17 protein-coding genes are annotated in these 19,600 nt (G+C 68.4%); 7 read left to right on the forward strand and 10 right to left on the reverse strand.

Annotated elements, in window-relative coordinates:
• Window positions 1-124 precede the first annotated feature (124 nt).
• Window positions 125-811 carry a FadR/GntR family transcriptional regulator gene (locus tag KXD97_RS01630; protein WP_260755151.1) on the forward strand — a complete coding sequence of 229 codons (687 nt, stop codon included), beginning with the start codon at window positions 125-127 and terminating at the stop codon, window positions 809-811.
• Window positions 808-1,488: a FadR/GntR family transcriptional regulator gene (locus tag KXD97_RS01635; protein WP_260755152.1), complete on the forward strand. Its 681-nt coding sequence runs from the start codon at window positions 808-810 to the stop codon at window positions 1,486-1,488. Before KXD97_RS01630 ends, KXD97_RS01635 begins: the two co-directional genes overlap by 4 nt.
• Before the next feature lie 29 nt (window positions 1,489-1,517).
• On the opposite strand, the gene KXD97_RS01640 is transcribed toward KXD97_RS01635, so the two are convergent.
• From KXD97_RS01640 to sfnG, 6 genes are all read right to left on the reverse strand, one after another.
• The gene (locus KXD97_RS01640; protein ID WP_260755153.1) at window positions 1,518-2,195 is read right to left on the reverse strand and encodes a hypothetical protein; all 678 of its coding nucleotides are present in this window, start codon (window positions 2,193-2,195) and stop codon (window positions 1,518-1,520) included.
• 11 nt (window positions 2,196-2,206) lie between these two features.
• Window positions 2,207-3,793 (reverse strand): bifunctional phosphoribosylaminoimidazolecarboxamide formyltransferase/IMP cyclohydrolase, encoded by a 1,587-nt coding sequence (gene purH / locus KXD97_RS01645; protein WP_260755154.1) that lies wholly within the window; start codon window positions 3,791-3,793, stop codon window positions 2,207-2,209.
• Window positions 3,790-4,443, reverse strand: a complete 654-nt coding sequence (gene purN, locus KXD97_RS01650) for a phosphoribosylglycinamide formyltransferase (protein ID WP_396885565.1) — start codon at window positions 4,441-4,443, stop codon at window positions 3,790-3,792. Before purN ends, purH begins: the two co-directional genes overlap by 4 nt.
• A gap of 15 nt (window positions 4,444-4,458) precedes the next feature.
• Window positions 4,459-5,907, reverse strand: coding sequence for a DUF6350 family protein (locus KXD97_RS01655; protein WP_260755155.1), 1,449 nt, complete (start codon window positions 5,905-5,907; stop codon window positions 4,459-4,461).
• A 60-nt stretch (window positions 5,908-5,967) separates the two neighbouring features.
• Window positions 5,968-6,822 (reverse strand): DUF5336 domain-containing protein, encoded by an 855-nt coding sequence (locus KXD97_RS01660; RefSeq protein ID WP_260755156.1) that lies wholly within the window; start codon window positions 6,820-6,822, stop codon window positions 5,968-5,970.
• 162 nt (window positions 6,823-6,984) lie between these two features.
• Window positions 6,985-8,124 carry a dimethylsulfone monooxygenase SfnG gene (sfnG, locus tag KXD97_RS01665; protein ID WP_260755157.1) on the reverse strand — a complete coding sequence of 380 codons (1,140 nt, stop codon included), beginning with the start codon at window positions 8,122-8,124 and terminating at the stop codon, window positions 6,985-6,987.
• 119 nt (window positions 8,125-8,243) lie between these two features.
• On the opposite strand from sfnG, the gene KXD97_RS01670 reads away from it, so the two are divergent.
• Window positions 8,244-9,092 (forward strand): LLM class F420-dependent oxidoreductase, encoded by an 849-nt coding sequence (locus tag KXD97_RS01670; protein ID WP_260755158.1) that lies wholly within the window; start codon window positions 8,244-8,246, stop codon window positions 9,090-9,092.
• Window positions 9,093-9,109: 17 nt separating this feature from the next.
• On the opposite strand, the gene KXD97_RS01675 is transcribed toward KXD97_RS01670, so the two are convergent.
• A complete protein-coding gene (locus KXD97_RS01675; protein WP_260755159.1) occupies window positions 9,110-10,636 on the reverse strand; it encodes an acetyl-CoA acetyltransferase in 1,527 nt (508 codons plus the stop codon).
• A gap of 140 nt (window positions 10,637-10,776) precedes the next feature.
• On the opposite strand from KXD97_RS01675, the gene KXD97_RS01680 reads away from it, so the two are divergent.
• Entirely contained in the window at window positions 10,777-11,907 is a 1,131-nt protein-coding gene (locus KXD97_RS01680) for an ATP-binding protein (protein WP_260758270.1), read from the forward strand.
• Window positions 11,886-12,995, forward strand: coding sequence for an ATP-binding protein (locus KXD97_RS01685; protein ID WP_260755160.1), 1,110 nt, complete (start codon window positions 11,886-11,888; stop codon window positions 12,993-12,995). Before KXD97_RS01680 ends, KXD97_RS01685 begins: the two co-directional genes overlap by 22 nt.
• Before the next feature lie 39 nt (window positions 12,996-13,034).
• Here KXD97_RS01685 and sucD read toward each other — a convergent pair whose 3' ends face one another.
• Together sucD and sucC are read right to left on the reverse strand one after the other, a co-directional pair.
• A complete protein-coding gene (gene sucD, locus KXD97_RS01690; protein WP_260755161.1) occupies window positions 13,035-13,937 on the reverse strand; it encodes a succinate--CoA ligase subunit alpha in 903 nt (300 codons plus the stop codon).
• 12 nt (window positions 13,938-13,949) lie between these two features.
• Complete coding sequence (gene sucC / locus KXD97_RS01695) at window positions 13,950-15,113, reverse strand: ADP-forming succinate--CoA ligase subunit beta (RefSeq protein ID WP_260755162.1); 1,164 nt, start codon at window positions 15,111-15,113, stop codon at window positions 13,950-13,952.
• Window positions 15,114-15,365: 252 nt separating this feature from the next.
• Between sucC and KXD97_RS01700 the strand changes: the two genes are divergently transcribed.
• Window positions 15,366-16,418, forward strand: coding sequence for a M23 family metallopeptidase (locus KXD97_RS01700; protein WP_260755163.1), 1,053 nt, complete (start codon window positions 15,366-15,368; stop codon window positions 16,416-16,418).
• Complete coding sequence (locus tag KXD97_RS01705) at window positions 16,419-17,018, forward strand: hypothetical protein (RefSeq protein WP_260755164.1); 600 nt, start codon at window positions 16,419-16,421, stop codon at window positions 17,016-17,018.
• Here the strand turns inward: KXD97_RS01705 and pcrA are convergent.
• Entirely contained in the window at window positions 17,015-19,336 is a 2,322-nt protein-coding gene (gene pcrA, locus KXD97_RS01710) for a DNA helicase PcrA (protein ID WP_260755165.1), read from the reverse strand. The two genes, KXD97_RS01705 and pcrA, sit on opposite strands and share 4 nt — an antisense overlap.
• Between the last annotated feature and the right edge of the window lie 264 nt (window positions 19,337-19,600).

Genomic DNA, 19,600 nt, shown 5'->3' on the forward strand with positions numbered 1-19,600 from the left:
TACGCATGCGTTACTCGAACCAATTCTCATACATTGGTCGAGTTATGTTGGCTTACTCACTAGTGCCGCCCAATACGGTCGCATTGGTTACAGTGAACGCACTCGGCACACGAAAGGGGGACTGATGAGCGGCGGAGCCATGCCGGTGGTCGATCGTGACATCCGACGGCTCATCGACGAGTGGGTCGCTGCCGCACATCTCCCCCGCAACGGCCGGTTGCCGGCCGAGCGCCACCTCGCGGACCAACTCGGTTGCACCCGAGCTCAGGTGCGCCGCGTGATGGCCCAGCTCGAACGGGAGGGCCGGGTGGTACGCGAGGTCGGCCGCGGAACGTTCCTCGTCGCCGACGGCGACGAGGCTGCGCCGTCCGGCACTTCGGGTGCCGGCGGGTCGTTTGCGCCGGCGGCGATCATGACTGCGTCATTGCTGTTCGAGCCCGAGGTGGTGTCGGTGGCGGCGTTGGCCGCCACCGAGGAAGATTTCGCCGAACTGCGTCGCTGCCTTGCCCGGGGAGAAGCGGCCACCGACTACGAATCCTTCGAACAGTGGGACATCACCCTGCACCACGCGTTCGCGGTGGCCACTCATAATCCGCAGATCGTGGCGATGGTCGACGTGCTGAACTCGACACGCAACAACCCGGTATGGGGCCGGCTCAAGCGTGACGGCTACACCCCCGAGAACCGAGCCACCATCGAACGCGAACATCAGGAGATCGTCGAGGCGCTGATACAGCGGGACCGGCGCCGGGCGGCCACCGCGATGACCGATCACCTTCGCTTCGTGCGGTCGGTGGTGACCGGGCAATGACCGCCCCCGGACCGGAAGCCACCTCGGTCGCGCAATACCTGGACGGTCAGATCCTGGCCGGTGCGCTCAAGCCCGGCGGCCGCGTGCCGACCGAGCGTGCGCTGGCGGGCCTGCTCGGGTGCAGTCGCCACGACGTGCGCCGGCAACTCGACGTGCTGGAGACCCGAGGGCGGGTCACCCGCGAAGTCGGACGCGGCACCTTCCTGACCCGCGACGGCGCCGGCTCCCCCGCAGCTGTGGCGACGCCGGTGAGGATCAGCCCACTGGATTTGATCGACGCCCGCGCCGCGTGGGAACCCAACCTGATGACGCTGGTGGCGGTGGCCGCCACCGCCGAGGACTTCGCCGAGATCCGAAGGTGCCTGGAACAAGGCGAGGCCGCACGCACACCCGATGAATTCGCGGAGTGGGACATCGCTTTTCACCGCGCGCTGGCCTTGGCCACGCACAACTCCGTGGTGGCCGCACTCAACGACATGGTCGAGTCCGGCAGGCGACGATTGGCCGGCAGCGCGCTGGACACCCGCCCGTACACCCCGCAGAACTACGCCGTGTGCCAGCGTGAGCACCGCGAGATCGCCGAGGCGATCTTCGACCGTGACGCCACCAGAAGCCGCGAGGCGATGCGTCATCACCTGCAGACCGTCCGCGGGCAACTGCTCGCAGGACTGCCCTGATCCGCCAGAACGCTTGTCGGAGAGGGTGATCAGCGGCTGCCGGGAGGCAGCATCTGGAACCCGCCGAGGATCCGGTCGGCGTCCCGCCGGTAATCCGGGTCCTGCTCGTCGGCGCTCTGCACCGTGATCGCCACACCGTATGTCCGGCCTTCACTGACCATCACGGCGCTGAGCAGGTCGGCCCGGCGTGGCTTCAGACCGGGCAGCAGAGGCGACAGGTAGTGCCCGCGCACGGCGGGCAACCCGCACAACGTGGTGTCCGTCAGCGTCAGATCGGTGACGCCCAGCTGGGACACCTGGCGGCGTTGATCGGCGAAGAACTCCTCCGGGGCGATCTCACCGCGGTGCGACTCCAGGGTCACCACCGCGGTCGGCGCGATCCCACCGGCCGCGAGCCCGTCGTTGCGCATGACGAACCGGATCATCGGCGAGTCCAGCGCGGTGATCCGCTTCCAGCCGTCGGGCTGCGGAATACGAAGCACCGGTTCGGTGTCGGACGCCGGACCGCGCGGCGGCGGGACGTCGGCGAGCTTGCTGTCCACGGGAGTGCACAGATCGACCGACGCGTACGAGCCGAACGGTGTGCCGGGTTCCACGGCCACCGCCCGCGCGTCGTCGACCACTCTTGTACACGACGACACCAGCGCCGCCACCGTCATGACGGTGGCCGCGAACACGCGGCGCCGCAGCAAGGGCGAGATCTTCACCCGATCACCCCCTAGTGCGCGAAATGCCTTGCCCCGGTGAGATAGAGCGTGATGCCGGCCGCCTCGGCAGCTGCGGTCACCTCATCGTCACGCACCGACCCGCCGGGATGCACCACGGCCTTCACCCCCGCCTTGATCAGCGTCTCGAGCCCATCAGGGAATGGGAAGAAGGCGTCGGAGGCACCGACCGCGCCGCGGGTGCGGTCGCCGGCGCGCTCGACCGCGAGCCTGGCCGCGTCCACCCGGTTGACCTGCCCCATCCCCACACCGACCGTCGCGCCGTCCTTGGCCAGCACGATCGCGTTCGACTTGACCGCGCGGCAGGCGCGCCAGGCGAACACAAGATCAGCCAGTGTGGCGGGATCGGCCGGCGATCCGGTGGCCAGCGTCCAGTTGTTCGGGTCGTCACCGCTGGCATCCAGAGCGTCGCGCTGCTGCACCAGCAGCCCGCCGCTGACCTGGCGAAACTCGGTGCCGCCCGGCTGCGGTTCGGAGGCGAGCAGCACCCGGATGTTCTTCTTGCCCGACAGCACCTCGACGGCGCCCGGCTCGTAGGCCGGAGCGATGATCACCTCGGTGAAGATCCCGGCGACCGTCTCGGCCATCTCGACGGTGACCTCGGTGTTGGCCGCGATGACCCCACCGAAGGCTGACAGCGGGTCACAGTCATGGGCCTTGCGGTGCGCATCGGCCACCGACACCGACGAGACCGCGATGCCACAGGGGTTGGCGTGCTTGATGATCGCCACGCAGATGTCCTCGTGGTCGAATGCGGCGCGCCACGCGGCATCGGCGTCGGTGTAGTTGTTGTAGGACATCTCCTTGCCGTGCAGCTGCTCGGCCTGGGCCAGGCCCGGCCAGCCGCTGTCGTCGCGATACAGCGCCGCCTGCTGATGCGGATTCTCGCCGTACCGCAGCACCGCAGACCGGTGGAACGTCAAACCGACCCAGGGCGGCAGCTCGGTCGACGCAGCGTCGTGCTCAGGAGCCAGCACCGACTCCATCCAGGACGCGACCGCGACGTCGTACTCCGCGGTGTGCCGGAACGCCAACGCCGCCAGCTTCTTCCGCTCCGCATAGGTGAATCCGCCGGCCCGCACCGCGGCCAGCACACCGTCGTACCCGAGCGGCTCGACCACCACGGCGACACTCGGATGGTTCTTGGCCGCCGCCCGCACCATCGACGGACCACCGATGTCGATCTGTTCCACGCACTCGTCGACACCGGCCCCGGAGGCGACGGTCTGGGTGAACGGGTAAAGGTTCACCACCACGAGTTCGAAGGCCGCCACACCGAGCGCTTCGAGCGCCGAAACATGTTCGGGTTTGCGCTGATCGGCAAGCAGCCCGGCGTGCACGTGTGGGTGCAGAGTCTTCACGCGCCCGTCCAGCACCTCGGGGAAGCCGGTGACGTCCTCGACCGGGGTCACCGGAACACCGGCGCCGGCAATGGTTTTCGCGGTCGACCCGGTCGACACGATCTCGACACCCGCCGCATGCAGTCCCTGGGCGAGCGGAACGAGGCCGGTCTTGTCGTAGACGCTGATCAGCGCGCGGCGGATCGGCCGCCGGAACACCTCGTCGTCGTTGTCGCTCATCCTAGGGTCGCCTTTCGTCCTGTCCGGGTCACGCCGCGGGTTGCCACCGCCGCCACCACATCCACCAGAAGTTGTCGTTCGATCACCTTGATCCGCTCGTGCAGGGTCGACTCGTCGTCGCCGTCGAGGACCTGCACCGCCCGCTGAGCGACGATCGGTCCGGTGTCGGTGCCCTCATCCACGAGATGAACCGTGCACCCGGTGACCCGCACCCCGTAGGCCAGCGCATCGCGCACTGCGTGGGCGCCGGGAAACGCCGGAAGCAGCGCCGGGTGGGTGTTGAGCACCCGCCCCGGAAATGATGAAAGAAACCTCGGGCCAAGGATTTTCATGAACCCGGCCGACACCACCACGTCGGGCCGGTGGGCGGCGGTTGCGGCGGTCAGCGCGGCGTCCCACGCGGCACGGTCGGCGTACTCGCTCAGCGGCACGGTGAACGTCGGTACCGCCGCTCCGGCCGCGATGTCCAGCGCGGCACACGCCCGATCGGTGCCGACCGCCACCACCCGGGCCGGGTAGTCACCGACAGCCGAGTTCAGCAGAGATGCCAGCAGCGAACCGGTGCCCGAAGCCAGCACGACAAGCCGCGCGTCCGGCGCGCTCGGGGGTACGCGCAGGCACGACTGCTCTTCGCGTCGGCCGGCCTCCAGTTGCACGCTGAAAGCCTAGTGGTCGCGGCGTTCGCGTTCGCCGCCGCTGTCGGTGTCGTGACCGTCGCGGTCTACGACGCCCCGGCCATCTCTTTCGTCTACGACGCCCCGGCCATCTCTTTCGTCTACGACGAAGTGCTCCTCCGGGTCGAACTCTTCAAGCGGCAGACCCCCGACCGGTCCGGCCGGCTCGGCCGCGGCATCGGCGGGCCCGGCGTCGACGACGATCTCGTCGGTCTGCGGTTGCGCGTCCTCTTCCAGGCCAGAAGTCGTTTGCGCCCCGTCGTCCACGTCGTCGGGCTCATCGACGGTGGATACGTCGACCGGCTTCGGAGTGCGGACCCGCGGAGTGACCCCGCCCGACATCACGACGGTCAGCGCACCGATCCCGAGCATCCACAGGAACACCGCGGGGCCGAACGTGGTCTGGTCGACCCCGATGTCGCCGAAGTTGCCCAGAGGGCCCCCGCCGGCCTCGGCGAGCAGCGCCATCACCGCGGCCGCGGCTGCGGCGGCGACGACGACCTTCAGGAGCGCCGGCCCCAGCGGCAGCGGGCGGCGCGCGCACTGCTGGCCGAGCGCCACCCCGGAGACGGCCGCAGTGATCATCAGCGCCACCCACACCGGACCGAGCGGCGGCGTCGGCACCGCCGCCAGCACCGGTAGCGCCGGGATATCCCCGCCGAACACGGTGAATGAACTGAACGTCGCCAATCCGACGTGGGCACTGGACCCCACCGCCACCGCGGAGGCGCCGACCATCACATTGGGCAGGTACAGCACCGACAGCACCATCAGGCTGAGCTGCCCGAACATCGAGTCCGTGATGGAGAACAGGTCGTGCATGGTCGACCAGTGCACGATCAGCGATCCGGCGACGATCGCACCGGACAACCCCATCAAGGTGAGCACACCGGCCGCAGCCGCCCGCAGGGATTCCGGAAGCCACTTCGGCAGCGGAGTCGAGGCCAGCAACGGGCCGCCGACCCGCGAGCCGACGCCGAGCACCGCACCGATCGCGTGCACCGCGAACACCGACCCGAACGCGTGCAGCGCGTCCGGGGTCTGCAGTTCGGTGAGCACCGAGGCGGCGTCATGGATCACCGCCAGGCAGATCGCGGCGATCAGCACGGGACCGCCCAGCGCCGACGCCACCACCCAGCGGGTGACGAACCACGATGTGCCCGCCGCCGCAGCGGTGGTGCGCGCGGTGCCGTAGATCATCACCAGGACCGGCAGCAGCGGCATCACCCCAAGGGCGCTGCCGCCGATCGACACCGGGACCTGGTGCACACCCAGCCACATGCTGGCGATGGCGCCGAGAGTGCCTGTCATGTCGCTGTTGGCGATCACCAGCTGCAGCAGCACCACCGCAGCGATCACCAGCAACGCGACGAGAGAGGGTCCGAACGCGACCCGCAGCAGGTCACGCGCCTGGCGTGTGCCGACTGGCCGGGTGCTCACAGGTTGGGCCGCTCCTCGCAGGCGCTCGGGCGCGCGACGTTCGCGCACGCGCGGCTCAGACTACGACGACGACTGACCCGACTGCGAGGATGACGGCGGCTGGTGTTGCGTGGGCACATGGGTGGTCGGCGTGTCGCTTGCCGGCGGCTGACCGTAGGTGGGGAAACCCGTGGGCGGGGTCGGCGGTCCCGACGGGGCGGACTGCCCGGACGGGGATGCGGCCGGGAAGCCACCGGTGCCCGGGTAGCCGCTGCCGCCGTACTGCGACGGGTAGCCGGGACGCTGGTGCTGCGGGAGCTGCTGGTGCTGCCCCTGGCCGGTGTGCGGCCCCTGCTGGCCGTAGTAGCCGTACTGCCCGTAGGACTGCGGCTGCTCATACTTCGGCCGCGGCGCCGGCGGAGTGATGATGCCGGAATCGAACAGCAGCACGACGACCGCGGTGGCCGCCTGCAGCAGGGTGAACGCAACGGCCAGGTACAGGCCCCAGCCGATCGAGGCCTCGGAGGGCTTGTTGATGACCTCTGCCAGCACGAGCAGGAAGCCCAGCACGGCGGCTACCGCGGCGACGGCGACGAAGTTGCGCTGCCGGGGCAGCAGACCGACCCCGGCGAGCAGGCCCGCCACCACCGCGGCGATGACTGCGAAGAACACGCCGAAGGAGCTGGCGGTCAGCGGACGGAAATCGGGGAAGTCCGACGACGCGACAGTGAATTGGGGGCCGAAGCTGGACAGGTACACCAGCAGGCCGAGGACCGCGACGGCGGCGCTGAGAGAGAAGGGCAGCCGGCTCGGACCGTCTGCGGCCGGTTCGGCGTCAGGAACCCGACCGAACTGCTGAGTCGGCGCCGTGAACTGCGTGGTGGGCTGCTGACCGGGAAATCCAGGACCTCCGGGCGCGCCTTGTGGGTACGACATGACCTCTCCTGTGCTGTGCGGGCGTCGGAACCGACGGTGCCGCCATCAGGGCGACAGTCGACGTCGATCAATCCGCCTGAGCGATTCGATAAACCACGCTAGCGCACCGCGGGGTGGGCCTGTCACTTCGTCACCGGCCCGCACCCTCGCCCCGGGCCCGTGCTACGCGGACGCCAGCACGGGCGAATCAGCCGACGCCTGCTCGGCGTTCTCGATCTCGCGCACCAGCGGCAGAACCCGCGCCCCGAAGTACTCGATCTCCTCCTGAAAGTGCAGGAAGCCGCCCAGGATCAGGTCGACGCCACGCTTGCGGTACGCCGCGATGCGTTCGGCGATCTGCTCCGGCGTGCCGATCAGCCGGGTGCGGAAACCGTCGTTGTACTGCACCAGGTCCTCGAAGGTGGAGTCGGCCCACATCCCCTTCTTGTCGCTGGTCGAGTTGCCGGCCTGCTGCACCGCACCGCGGAAACCCTCGACCGCCGGCTTGTTCGCCTTGGCGATGATCTCCTTGAGGGTCTCCCGGGCCTCTTTCTCGGTGTCTCTGGCGATGATGAAGCCGTTGAGCCCGAAGCTGACCTCACGGCCCGCTGGAGCGGCACTGCGGGCGTGGTCGCGCACCTCCACCAACTGCTCGGTGACCCCGTCGAAGTCCTTGCCGTTGGAGAAGTACCAGTCGGCGTAGTAGCCGCCGTTGCGGCGGGCGGCGGTCGAGTTGCCGCCTTGGAACAGCTCCGGATTGGGTCGCTCAGGGGTGTTGGCGGGTTTGGGTTTCAAGGTGAAATCGTGGATGCGGTAGAAGTCGCCGCGGAAATCCACGTCGTCCTCGGTCCAGATCTTGCGCAGGACCTGCAGGAACTCCGCGCTGCGCCGGTAGCGCTCGTCGTGTTCCAGCCACGGTTCGCCCAGGTGGGTGAACTCGTCTTTGAACCAGCCGCTGACGACGTTGACGGCGAAGCGGCCACCGGAGAGCTGATCGGCGGTGGCCCCGAGCTTGGCCAGCACGGCCGGCTGCCACAACCCTGGGTGCACGGCCGCGATGACCTTGAGCCGTTCGGTGGCAAGCAGCAGCGCAAGACTGAAGCTGGTCGATTCGTGCTGGTACTCGGCGCCGTAGCTGGCTTCGTACCGCACCTGCGACAGCGCGTATTCGAAGCCGTTGTTCTCCGCGGTGCGGGCGAGTTTCCGGTTGTAGTCGTAGTTCCAGTCGGTGCGCTGCTCGATGTCACTGGTGACCAGGCCACCGCTGACGTTGGGCACCCAGTACGCGAACTTGACGTGGTCGGCGATGCGTTCGGTGGTCATGGCTAGCCATGCAACCGCCGCAGGGCGGCGCGGTCATCGGTATGGATCGCGGTGAACCGAAACCACCCGAACCCGACCCCCCTTGCGCCGCCAGATTGGAACACGTTCTAATTCTCGGCATGAACTACGGGTTGGTGCTGTTCACCTCGGACCGCGGAATCACACCGGCGGCCGCCGCCAAGCTCGCCGACGAACACGGCTTCGAGACGTTCTACGTGCCCGAACACACCCACATCCCGATCAAGCGGCAGGCCGCCCACCCCACCACCGGCGACGAATCCCTGCCCGACGACCGCTACATGCGCACCCTCGACCCATGGGTCTCTCTGGGCACCGCGGCCGCGGTCACCTCGCGGGTCCGGCTGTCCACGGCGGTGGCACTGCCCGTCGAGCACGACCCCATCACGCTGGCCAAATCCATCGCCACGCTCGATCACCTCTCGGGCGGGCGGGTCTGCCTGGGCGTCGGTTTCGGCTGGAACACCGACGAGCTGACCGACCACAACGTGCCGCCGGCCCGCCGGCGCACCATGCTGCGCGAATATCTGGAAGCCATGCGGGCGCTGTGGACCCAGGAGGAAGCCGAGTACGACGGCGAGTTCGTCAAGTTCGGACCGTCCTGGGCGTGGCCCAAGCCGGTGCAATCACACATCCCGGTTCTCGTCGGCGCCGCCGGCACCGAGAAGAACTTCAAGTGGATCGCGAAGTCCGCCGACGGCTGGATCACCACGCCGCGCGACTTCGACATCGACGAGCCCGTCAAGCTGCTGCAGGACACCTGGGCGGCCGCCGGGCGTGACGGCGCCCCGCAGATCGTCGCGCTCGATTTCAAGCCGGACCCCGAGAAGCTGGCGCACTGGCGTGAACTCGGCGTCACCGAGGTGCTGTTCGGGCTGCCCGACAGGTCCGAGGCCGACGTCGCCGCCTATGTCGAGCGGCTGGCCGGGAAGCTCGGCGCCCTGACCTGAGTCCACCGGTCGCGGCGCTACCCCGGTACCGCGCGGTTGCCGTTCTCCGTCGGCGTGACGCGGACCGACGCGCCCAGCGGGTCCCCGCCGGTCATCAGCGACACGAGTTCGACGTCCTCGGTGGTGGCCAAGAATCGGGATCCGTCGTCGAGGCGCCCGACGATGATTCCGGTGCGCACCGGCCAGTCGTGATGCACCGAATAGGTCTCGATCGTGCCCGTTCCCTCGGGGGTCTTGGTCACCGCGACGGTGGGCCGTGCGGCGACTTCGGCGGTCAGTTCCGCGCTGCGTGACGTGCGCCAGCCGACCGGCTCGGTCGAATAGACCCCGACGGAGTACTTGCTCATGATGCCGCCGTTGGCGCCGACGAAGCCGAATCGGCCCGGGTGGTCGCGCATCTGGATCACCGTCTCGGCGATGCCGTGCAGCGAGTAGCTGTTGCCCGGGCCCCCGAAATACGGCAGCCCCCCGGTCAGGGTCAGGCCCCGGGGGTCGTCGCCCGACAGGCCGAGCGCCTCGCAGATCACGAACACCGGGAACGGGAAACAGCTGTAGAGGTCGAAGGTGCTGATGTCGCGCACACCGACGCCGGCCACTCGCAGGGCTTCGTGTGCGGCATGCACCGCCGCCGGGCTGGCGCCGAGGTCCGCCCGGTCCAGCAGCGGCTGCTCGACCAGATCCGAGTGGCCGTGCTGGTACACCCACTTCTCCTCGGGCACACCGAGCCTGCGCGCGGCCTCGATCGACATCAGCACCGCGGCAGCGCCCTGGTTGACGGTGTCGCGGGCGACGAGCAACCGCGGGTACGGATCGCAGATCATCCGGTTCTCGTCCGTCACGGTCGCGATCTCGTCCACCGAGCGTTCCACCGGAGACGACGAGAACGGGTTCTTGGCAGCGACTTTGGACATCGGCGCGAAGAGTTCGGCCATCTGGCGCCGGTACTCGTCGACGCCGAGCCCGAGCCGGGCGCGCCGCGCGTTGTCCAACAGCCCGTACTGCACGGGAGCGCCGGTCAGGCCGTGCCGGATGGTGTATTCGTCGACATAGGTGAAGATCTGGTGTCCGCGGTCTTCGAGCTGCCCGTCGACGTGCTCGGTGAAATCCGGCTTGTCGTCCCGGTTCGCGAAGTACTTTGCCGTCGACCCGGGTTCGGAGCCCATGATCATCACGACGTCCGCGTCACCGGCGACGATCAGGTTGCCGGCCTCGGTGACCAGTTTCTGCGGCCCCTGCCCGCCGACGGGTTCGAGCACAACGCGGGCCGGGGCGCCTCCCACCCGGTTCATCACCGAACGCGGGTAGTTGTCTGACTTGCCGAGCGTCGCGGGCATCGGGCCCGAGATCTCGAACTGGCGCAGCCCGAACACCGTGTCCACGGCGGCGGCCACGTCGGCGGGGTCGGCGCCGGTGTCGGCGAGGGCGGCCCGCACCGCGGCGGCCGCCAGCTCGACGGCTGACATGCCGCGGTAGTCCGGGTCGTCGACCCGTTCGGTGAACTGCCCGACGCCTACGATCACCGGCGTCCGTGGATCCACTGCCATGCGCCCCGTCCTCTCAGTTACTTCGGGAGGCTAATAGAACATGTTGCAGAAGTTCCACATACGCTGTGTCCGACGTACGACTATCGTGATGTACGTCTTTATTGACGTATAGTTCGGTCATGAACTGGGACCCCCGTCCGATGTCGCTGGTCGTCGGCGGCGTGGTGCCCGTCGAGGACGTGGTGGGCCGGGTTCGCGAATCCACCGAGGTCCTGTCCACGCTCCCGAACTCCGGTGCCGTGCTGGTCGGTGACCGCAGGCACGGCAAGACCTCGCTGGCCCGGCTCGTGCAGCGAAGGGCCGCCGACACCGGCGCCGTCGTCGTGTCCGTCAGCGCCGAACGCGAGACCTACGCCGAGTTCGTCGCCGCGCTGATCTCCGAGCTGGCCCGCCTGGACCCGGCGTGGGCCCAGGAACTCGCCCGGATCCGGCTCACGCTCACCGCGGGACCCGTCCGGCTGGAACGCGACAGCCGCGCCGCGGCCACTCTCGACGATCTGCTCGACCGTGCCATCCGGCGGGCCGACGGACGCATCCTGGCGCTGTTCATCGACGAGGTCAGCGTGTTGGCACGCAACCTGGAGCGCGCCGCCGCCGGCTCCGGGGATACCTTCCTGCACCTGCTTCGCCGGGTGCGTCAGGACCATCCCGGCAGGGTCGCGACGGTGCTCTCGGGCTCGATCGGCTTCCACCACGTCTCGGCCGACGCGCCGAGCACGGTCAACGACATCCCGAAGATCGCGGTGGGGCCCATCCGTTCCGATCACGCCACGTATCTGGCCGAGTGCCTGCTGCTGGGCAGCGGCGTGCCGACCACCAACCGGCGCGAGGTCGCCGCGGCGATCGCCGCGGCCGCCGAGAATGTGCCCTACTACATCCAGCACCTGGTGGCCGCCGCCCGGAAATCCTGGCTCGACACCGGCGTGGCGCCGTATCCGGAACTGGTCGATCTTCTGGTGCTCGACGCCGTCGAGAGCCCCTACGACCCCTGGGATCTGCGGCATTACCGAGACCGCTTGCCGCACTACTACGGCGCCGACGCGCCGGCGATCGCCGGGCTGCTCGACATCTACGCCCACGCCGGTGGCCCGCTGGGCGTCGACACCGTGCTGATGCGCCTGCGCAGCGAGGGCAACCCGATCACCGACCGGGCACAGCTGGTGTCCGTCATCGAGCGGCTCACCCTCGACCACTACCTGGTCCGCTCCGGTGACGCCGACGCGTTCTCCTCCCCATTGCTACAGCGGGCGTGGAAAGCGATGCGGCGGTGAGCTATCCGCCGTTGTTCACGCCGTCGGCCGCCGACGCCGCCGAACTCGAAGCGTCGACGGTGGGCCGGACCGACCTGCTCGACACCCTGACGAACCGCATCACGGCTGCGGCACGCGACGGCTCCCGACCGCACACGCTGCTGGTCGCACCCCGCGGCGCCGGCAAGACACACACCTTGCGGGTGGCCGTCAACCGCGCGATCTCGGATCCCGAAACCGCCGAACGCATTCTGCCCCTGGAGGTTTCGGAGGACTCGCTGGCAATCGGCTCCTATCTCGACCTGCTGGTGGAGATGGCGCGCGCAGTCGGGCCCGAGGTCGGCGAGGAGGCCAGGGCGCTCAGGAACGCCCGGGACCCGGTGGGCATCGAGGCCGCGATCATCCGCTCGGCCGCGGACCGGATGATCCTGCTGGCGATCGAGAACGCCGATCGCGTGTTCGACGCGATCGGCGCGCCCGGGCAGGGAAGCCTGCGGGCCTGGGTCGAAACATCCACGGCCGTACTGGTTCTGGCGACCACCCCCGCGCTGTTCCCGGGCGTCTCGTCGCGCGAGTTCCCGTGGTACGGGTCGTTCATGATCGAGACGCTGACCGCACTGACGACCGAAGACGCGACCGAGTTGTTGCGCCGCGCGGCACGGCGACGGGGGGATGCCGGCTTGGCGGCCTACCTCGACTCCGCCGCCGGCCGGGCCCGGGTGCAAGACGTGCACCGGATCATCGGCGGCACTCCCCGTCTGTGGCACCTGCTCGCCGAGTCCACGGGCGAATCCGAGCTCACAGCGCTGACCCCGGCAGTCGACGCGGTGCTCGATCGACTGGCGCCGCAGTTCCAGCAGCAACTGTGGCAGTTACCCCCGGGCGAACAACGGCTGGTCGTCGAACTGGCCCGGGGCTCGGCACCGCGATCGGTCTCCGACCTCGCCCACCGCGTGGGGGTGTCGAATCAATCGGCGTCCGCGGCATTGGGACGGCTGGCCGCCGCGGGCTGGGTGACCTCGTCCAAGGCCGACGGTGACCGCCGCACCTCCTGGTACGACCTCACGGATCCGCTGCTGCGCAGCTACCTGCAGTACCGCGAGCGCTAGAAACGCGGCGAGCGTGTGCTGCTCGAAAAGATCTGGAGCTCAGAGGCTTTCGAGGAGCTCGCGGGCCAGCTTGGCGGTCTCCGACGGGGTCTTGCCGACCTTCACCCCGGCTGCCTCCAGGGCCTCCTTCTTGGCGGCCGCGGTGCCGGACGAGCCCGACACGATGGCGCCGGCGTGGCCCATGGTCTTGCCCTCCGGAGCGGTGAAGCCCGCGACATAGCCGACGACCGGCTTGGTGACGTTGGCCTTGATGTAGTCGGCCGCCCGTTCCTCGGCGTCACCACCGATCTCGCCGATCATCACGATGATCTTGGTCTCGGGGTCCTTCTCGAACGCCTCGATCGCGTCGATGTGGGTGGTGCCGATCACCGGGTCTCCGCCGATGCCGATCGCGGTGGAGAAGCCGAGATCGCGAAGCTCGTACATCATCTGGTAGGTCAGCGTGCCCGACTTCGACACCAGACCGATCGGGCCCTTGCCGGTGATGTTGTTCGGCGTGATGCCGACCAGCGACTCGCCGGGGGTGATGATGCCCGGGCAGTTGGGGCCGATGATGCGGGTCTTCTGGCCCTTGTCCACGTTATAGGCCCACGCATAGGCGGTGTCCTGCACCGGGATTCCCTCGGTGATGACCACCAGCAGCGGGATCTCGGCGTCGATGGCCTCGATGATCGCGTCCTTGGAGAACGCCGGCGGCACGAACGCGATCGAGGTGTCGGCGCCGGTCTCCTTCATCGCCTCGGCGACCGAGGCGAACACCGGGAGTTCGACGTCGTTACCGTCTTTATCCTGGTGCGTGACCGTCGTGCCGGCCTTGCGCGCGTTGACACCGCCGACGATCTGAGTGCCTGCCTTGAGCATCAGCTTGGTGTGTTTGGTTCCCTCACCGCCGGTGATGCCCTGGACGATGACCTTGCTGTCCTTGTTCAAAAAGATCGACATCTCGTATGTCCCTTACTTGTTCGCCAGCTCGGCGGCCTTGTCGGCGCCGGAGTCCATGGTGTCGGCCTGGATGACCAGCGGGTGGTTGGCCTCGGAGAGGATGCGACGGCCCTCTTCGACGTTGTTGCCGTCAAGACGCACCACGAGCGGCTTGTTGGCCTCGTCGCCGAGCATCTGCAGCGCCTTGACGATGCCGTTGGCCACCGCGTCGCAGGCGGTGATGCCGCCGAACACGTTGACGAACACGCTCTTGACCTGAGAGTCGTTCAGGATCACATCGAGCCCGGCGGCCATCACCTCGGCCGACGCACCGCCGCCGATGTCGAGGAAGTTGGCCGGCTTCACGCCACCGTGCTTCTCGCCGGCGTAGGCGACGACGTCCAGCGTCGACATCACCAGACCCGCGCCGTTGCCGATGATGCCGACCGCGCCGTCGAGCTTGACGTAGTTGAGGTCGTTCTCCTTGGCCTTGAGCTCCAGCGGGTCGGTGGACTCCTTGTCCTCGAACTCGGCGTGCTCGGGGTGGCGGAAGTCGGCGTTGGCGTCGAGCGTGACCTTGCCGTCCAGCGCGAGGATCTGGTCGTCGGGCGTGCGCACGAGCGGGTTCACCTCGACCAGCGTGGCGTCCTCGGCGACGAAGACCTCCCACAGCTTGGCGATGGTGACCGCGGCGGCGTCGAGCACCTCGGCGGGCAGGTGGCCCTTCTCGGCGATCTCGCGGGCGAACGCCTCGTCGACACCCTTGACCGCGTCGACGGGAACCTTGGCAAGCCGCTCGGGCTTGGTGGCGGCGACCTCTTCGATCTCCATGCCGCCCTCCACCGAGCACATGGCCAGGTAGGTGCGGTTGGCGCGGTCGAGCAGGAAGGAGATGTAGTACTCCTCGGCGATGTCGCTGGCCTCGGCGACCAGCAGCTTCTTGACCACGTGGCCCTTGATGTCCAGTCCCAGGATGTTCTGGGCGTGGGTGAAGGCGTCGTCGGGGGTGGCGGCGTACTTCACGCCACCGGCCTTACCCCGGCCACCGACCTTGACCTGCGCCTTGACCATCACGGGTTTGCCGATTTCCTCGGCGATCGCTTTGGCGTCCTCGGCGGATTCGGTCACCCGGCCGGGAGTGGTGGGAACGTTGTGCTTGGCGAACAGCTCTTTCGCCTGATACTCGAAGAGGTCCATGGACTCTTAGAACTTCCCTGTCTGTGAGCGGCTAGAAGTACGGCCCGACGGGCTCGGGGGAACTGTATCGACCCGCGTGCCACTCATTGCCACCGCCCACCGCTCATGTGGTCGATCTCACCGGCATAACCAAAGTGATTCAAATCACAAATGGCGGCGGAATAGACGCACGGGTTGCCACTCTGATTGGAATTTGGTTAACGTCCATTGGTCTAGATAACGGTCTGGTCACGACGACAAGGATTTTTCAGGTTGCCTCAGCATCGTCCGCCTCGCTCTTCCGAGGCCCTCGCGGCGCCTGGTCCCACCGAAGTCACCGACATCATCCCGTTCAATGAATTCGGCGAACTCACCGATCACTTGAATCTGGAGTTCTTGTCGCACGCGGCTTTTGACCGCGACACGCAGGTGATCCACGCTCCGGAGCTCGACGACCTCAACGACACCGACGACGAGACGCCGCTGCGCCTGGCCGTGCCGGACGAGTTCCGCGCCGCCCCGCAGGCCGAGCGCCGGCCGTCCGCGCGGGCCTACCGCGACAGTCACACCGACGTCACCGACGGCACAGCAAAGACGGACATCATCGATATGCGCGGCCGCACCGGCCAGCACCGCAAGGCCGAGGTACCCGTCCGGGGCCGTCTGGTCGTCGCGGCGATGGCTGTCGGCGCCACCGCGGCCGGCGCGCACACGATGACCAACCAGACCTCCAAGGCGCCGGCCGAGACGGTACTCGCCGCGGATCAGATCGCGCTGGGCGACGGCAGCACGATCACCGGCTCGGTGGACGGCATGCAGATCGTGACGGTCGCCCCGGCCGCCAACTCTGCCGTGCACGCCGAGGAGATCACCAAAGCCGCCGCGTTCGCGCAGGAGCGCGCCGAGCGCGAAGCCCGGCTGACCAAGCCCCAGTTCGTCATGCCGACCACCGGAGTGTGGACCTCGGGCTTCGGCTACCGGTGGGGCGTCCTGCACGCCGGCATCGACATCGCCAACGCCATCGGCACGCCGATCCTGGCCGCCGCCGACGGCGTCGTGATCGCCGCCGGGTCCGAAGGCGGCTACGGCAACGTGGTGAAACTGCGTCACGCCGACGGCACCGTGACGTTGTACGGGCACAACAGCTCGCTTCTGGTCAACGTCGGCGAGCGGGTCATGGCCGGCGACCAGATCGCCAAGATGGGCAACACCGGCAACTCCACCGGTCCGCACTGCCACTTCGAGGTGCACATCGGCGGTACCCGCGTCGACCCTGTCGGCTGGCTGGCCAAGCGGGGGCTGTCCCCCGGCGGCTACGTTGGCTGAGTGGCCGACGAGTCCTCTGATTCCACCGAAGAGACCCGGATCCTGCGGCGCGTACCGCTGACGGGCTCCCAGCCCCTTCCGTCTGCCTCGCAGTCCTCCACTGAGCCTCCTACCGGCATCCTGCGCCGCCATCCCACCGGCGAGCTGTCCGTCGCGTCCGTCTCCGACCCAGTTACCCAGTACGTCCCGCGGGCCAAACCCGTCGCGGTGGGACCCACTCGTCCGACCCGGGCCGAATCCCGCGCCGCCATCGCCGCCGCGGGGACGACGATCGTGTCCGGCTGGGCCACCGGGGTGATCGCGACCGACCTGATCGCCGGCTGGTGGTCCACCGACCCGCTGTTCTGTGTCGCGATGGGGTTCCTGGCCGCGGTGACGGCCGCGGCGTCCATCAGCGGTGTCATTGCGCTGCTGTTGCGCCGCCCCAACGCCCGCCTACTGATGGTGGTAGGCGCCGTCATCGCGATCCTGATCTTCGCCAGCCTGTTCGTCGCGGGCGCGAAGCTGCCCCCGCTGGTCTACGCGATGCCGGTGCTGCCGCTGGCATCAGTCGCGCTGGCGGCGCTGCCGGCCACCGCACGGTGGAGCCGCACGGGTTAGAGCTTGCTGACCGGCGCGTGGTTGTGCATCAGCTTGACGCGGCCGGCGCTGCCGAAGTCGATCAGCGACATCGCCGACTCCCCGGCGCCCGAGACCTCCTCGACCCGGCCCAGCCCGTACTTGTCGTGGGTGACGCGGTCCCCCGGCTCGAGCACGATCAGCGGCCGCTTGCCGGCCGCCGACCGCGTCGGTGAAGGACGCGGTGTGCCGTACCGGCCCGCGTTGCCGACCGGCACGGAGAACGACGACGCCGGCGCCTCGGTGCGGCGCCAGTCGATGAGCTCCTTCGGGATCTCACGCAGAAACCGGGACTCCGGGTTCAGCATCGGCTGCCCCCAGGACGACCGCACCTTGGCACGGCTCAGGTACAGACGTTGCCGGGCGCGGGTGATGCCGACGTAGGCAAGCCGGCGCTCCTCGGAGAGTTCGGCCGGATCCCCGAGCGCACGCATGTGCGGGAACATGCCGTCCTCCCAGCCGGTGACGAACACGACGGGGAATTCCAGTCCCTTGGCGGTGTGCAGCGTCATCATCGTGACGACGCCGGAACCGTGCTCGGGGATGTCGTCGGCGTCGGCGACCAGCGACACCCGCTCCAGGAATGCGGCCAGCACACCGGTGTCGGGGACGTCCTCGTCCTGCTGCTCGTCCCCGTCCTCGCCGGCCAACGCCCTGGCGTTGGCCAGGTCGGTGCTGAATTCGTGTGCGACGCTGACCAACTCGTTCAGGTTGTCCAGCCGGGCCAGGTCCTGTGGATCGCTGGAGGACTCCAGTTCGGCGCGGTAGCCGGTGCGGTCGAGCACGGTCTCGACAAGATCGCCGAGTTCGCCGTCGAGTCCGCCGCGCAGATCGTCGAGCAGGTCGACGAAACCCTTGATCGCCTTCTCCGACCGGGTGTTGAGCATCGGCACCTTGCCTTCGGCGGCGGCCGCGAGCGCGTCGTTGAAGTTGGCGCCGGTGGTCTCGGCGTACACCGCCACACAGGCCTCGGCTCGGTCCCCGATGCCGCGGCGCGGAGTGTTGAGGATGCGCCGCATGCTCACCGAGTCGCCGGGGTTGTCGAGCACCCGCAGATAGGCGACGATGTCGCGGATCTCCTTGCGCTCGTAGAAGCGCACTCCCCCGACCACCTTGTACGGGATGCCGGCCCGGATGAAGACCTCCTCGATGGCCCGTGAGGAGTTGTTGGTGCGGTAGAACACCGCGACGTCGTTGTACGAGAATCCCGGCACCGAGTCGGCCAGCGCGTCGATCTCCTGCGCGACGAAGCGGGCCTCGTCGTGCTCGTTGTCGGCGACGTAGCCGACGATGAGGTCGCCTTCGCCGGCATCGGTCCACAGCCGCTTCTCGCGCCGCCCTGTGTTGCGGGCGATCACCGAGTTCGCCGCGTTCAGGATCGTCTGGGTGGAGCGGTAGTTCTGTTCCAGCAGAATCGTCGTGGCGTTCGGGAAGTCGCGCTCGAAGTCCTCGATGTTGCGGATCGTGGCGCCGCGGAACGCATAAATGGACTGGTCGGCGTCGCCCACCACGCACAACTCGGCAGGTGCGACCCCGTCGACCGTTTCGGTTCCGACGAGTTCCCTGACGAGCACGTACTGCGCATGGTTGGTGTCCTGGTACTCGTCGACCAGAATGTGCCGGAAGCGGCGCCGGTAGTACTGCGCGATCTGGGGAAACGCCTGCAGCACAGCGACGGTCTCGCCGATCAGGTCGTCGAAGTCCAGCGCGTTGGCCGCCCGCAGCCGGCGTTGGTACTCCGCGTACACCTCGGCGATGATCCGGGCGAGATCGTCGGCGGCCTCGGAGGCCTCCGCGGCGGCCTGCTCAGGTCCGATCAGCTCGTTCTTCAGATTGGAGATGCCGTTGGACAGCAGCCGGGGCGAGTACTTCTTGGTGTCCAGGCCCATGTCCTTGCCGATCATCAACAACAGACGGCGCGAGTCGTCGGCGTCGTAGATCGAAAAGTTCGAGTTCAGGCCGGGCAGCAGCGAGGCCTGGTTGCGCAGGATCCGCACGCAGGTCGAGTGGAACGTCGACACCCACATGTTGCGGGCCCGCGGGCCGACCAGTGCGACCACCCGCTCCCGCATCTCCGCGGCCGCCTTATTGGTGAACGTGATGGCCAGCACCTGCCCGACACCGACGTCGCGGGCGGCCAGCAGGTGGGCGATGCGCCGAGTCAGCACCGCCGTCTTACCGGAGCCGGCACCGGCCACGATCAACAGGGGCGTGCCCTCATGCAGCACTGCCTGCCGCTGCTGCGGGTTGAGCCCGTCCAGAAGCTCGTCGGTGCCGGCGTCGGAGAAAAGCGAAGTCATATCGGTCCCCAACTTACCGCCGGGCGGCGACACTCTTTGCGCAGGCGAGCCAGGTGGTGGCAGACTGTTCGGGTGCTTACCGCGCAGCTCGGCCATACGCACCTCGCCCGAGGGGCTTGTCGCCGATTTTTCTACGGGTACCGGCCAGCGGTGCCCGTGGTCTAGCTGCTTCCCAGAGCCCCGCGGTCCGCTTTGCGATCCGGGGCTCGTCTCGTGTGTGAGGCCCGAAACGCACCGGAGCGGGCCGATCCCACAACGAGAATC

The sequence above is a fragment of the Mycobacterium sp. SMC-8 genome (assembly GCF_025263565.1).
GTDB lineage: Bacteria > Actinomycetota > Actinomycetes > Mycobacteriales > Mycobacteriaceae > Mycobacterium.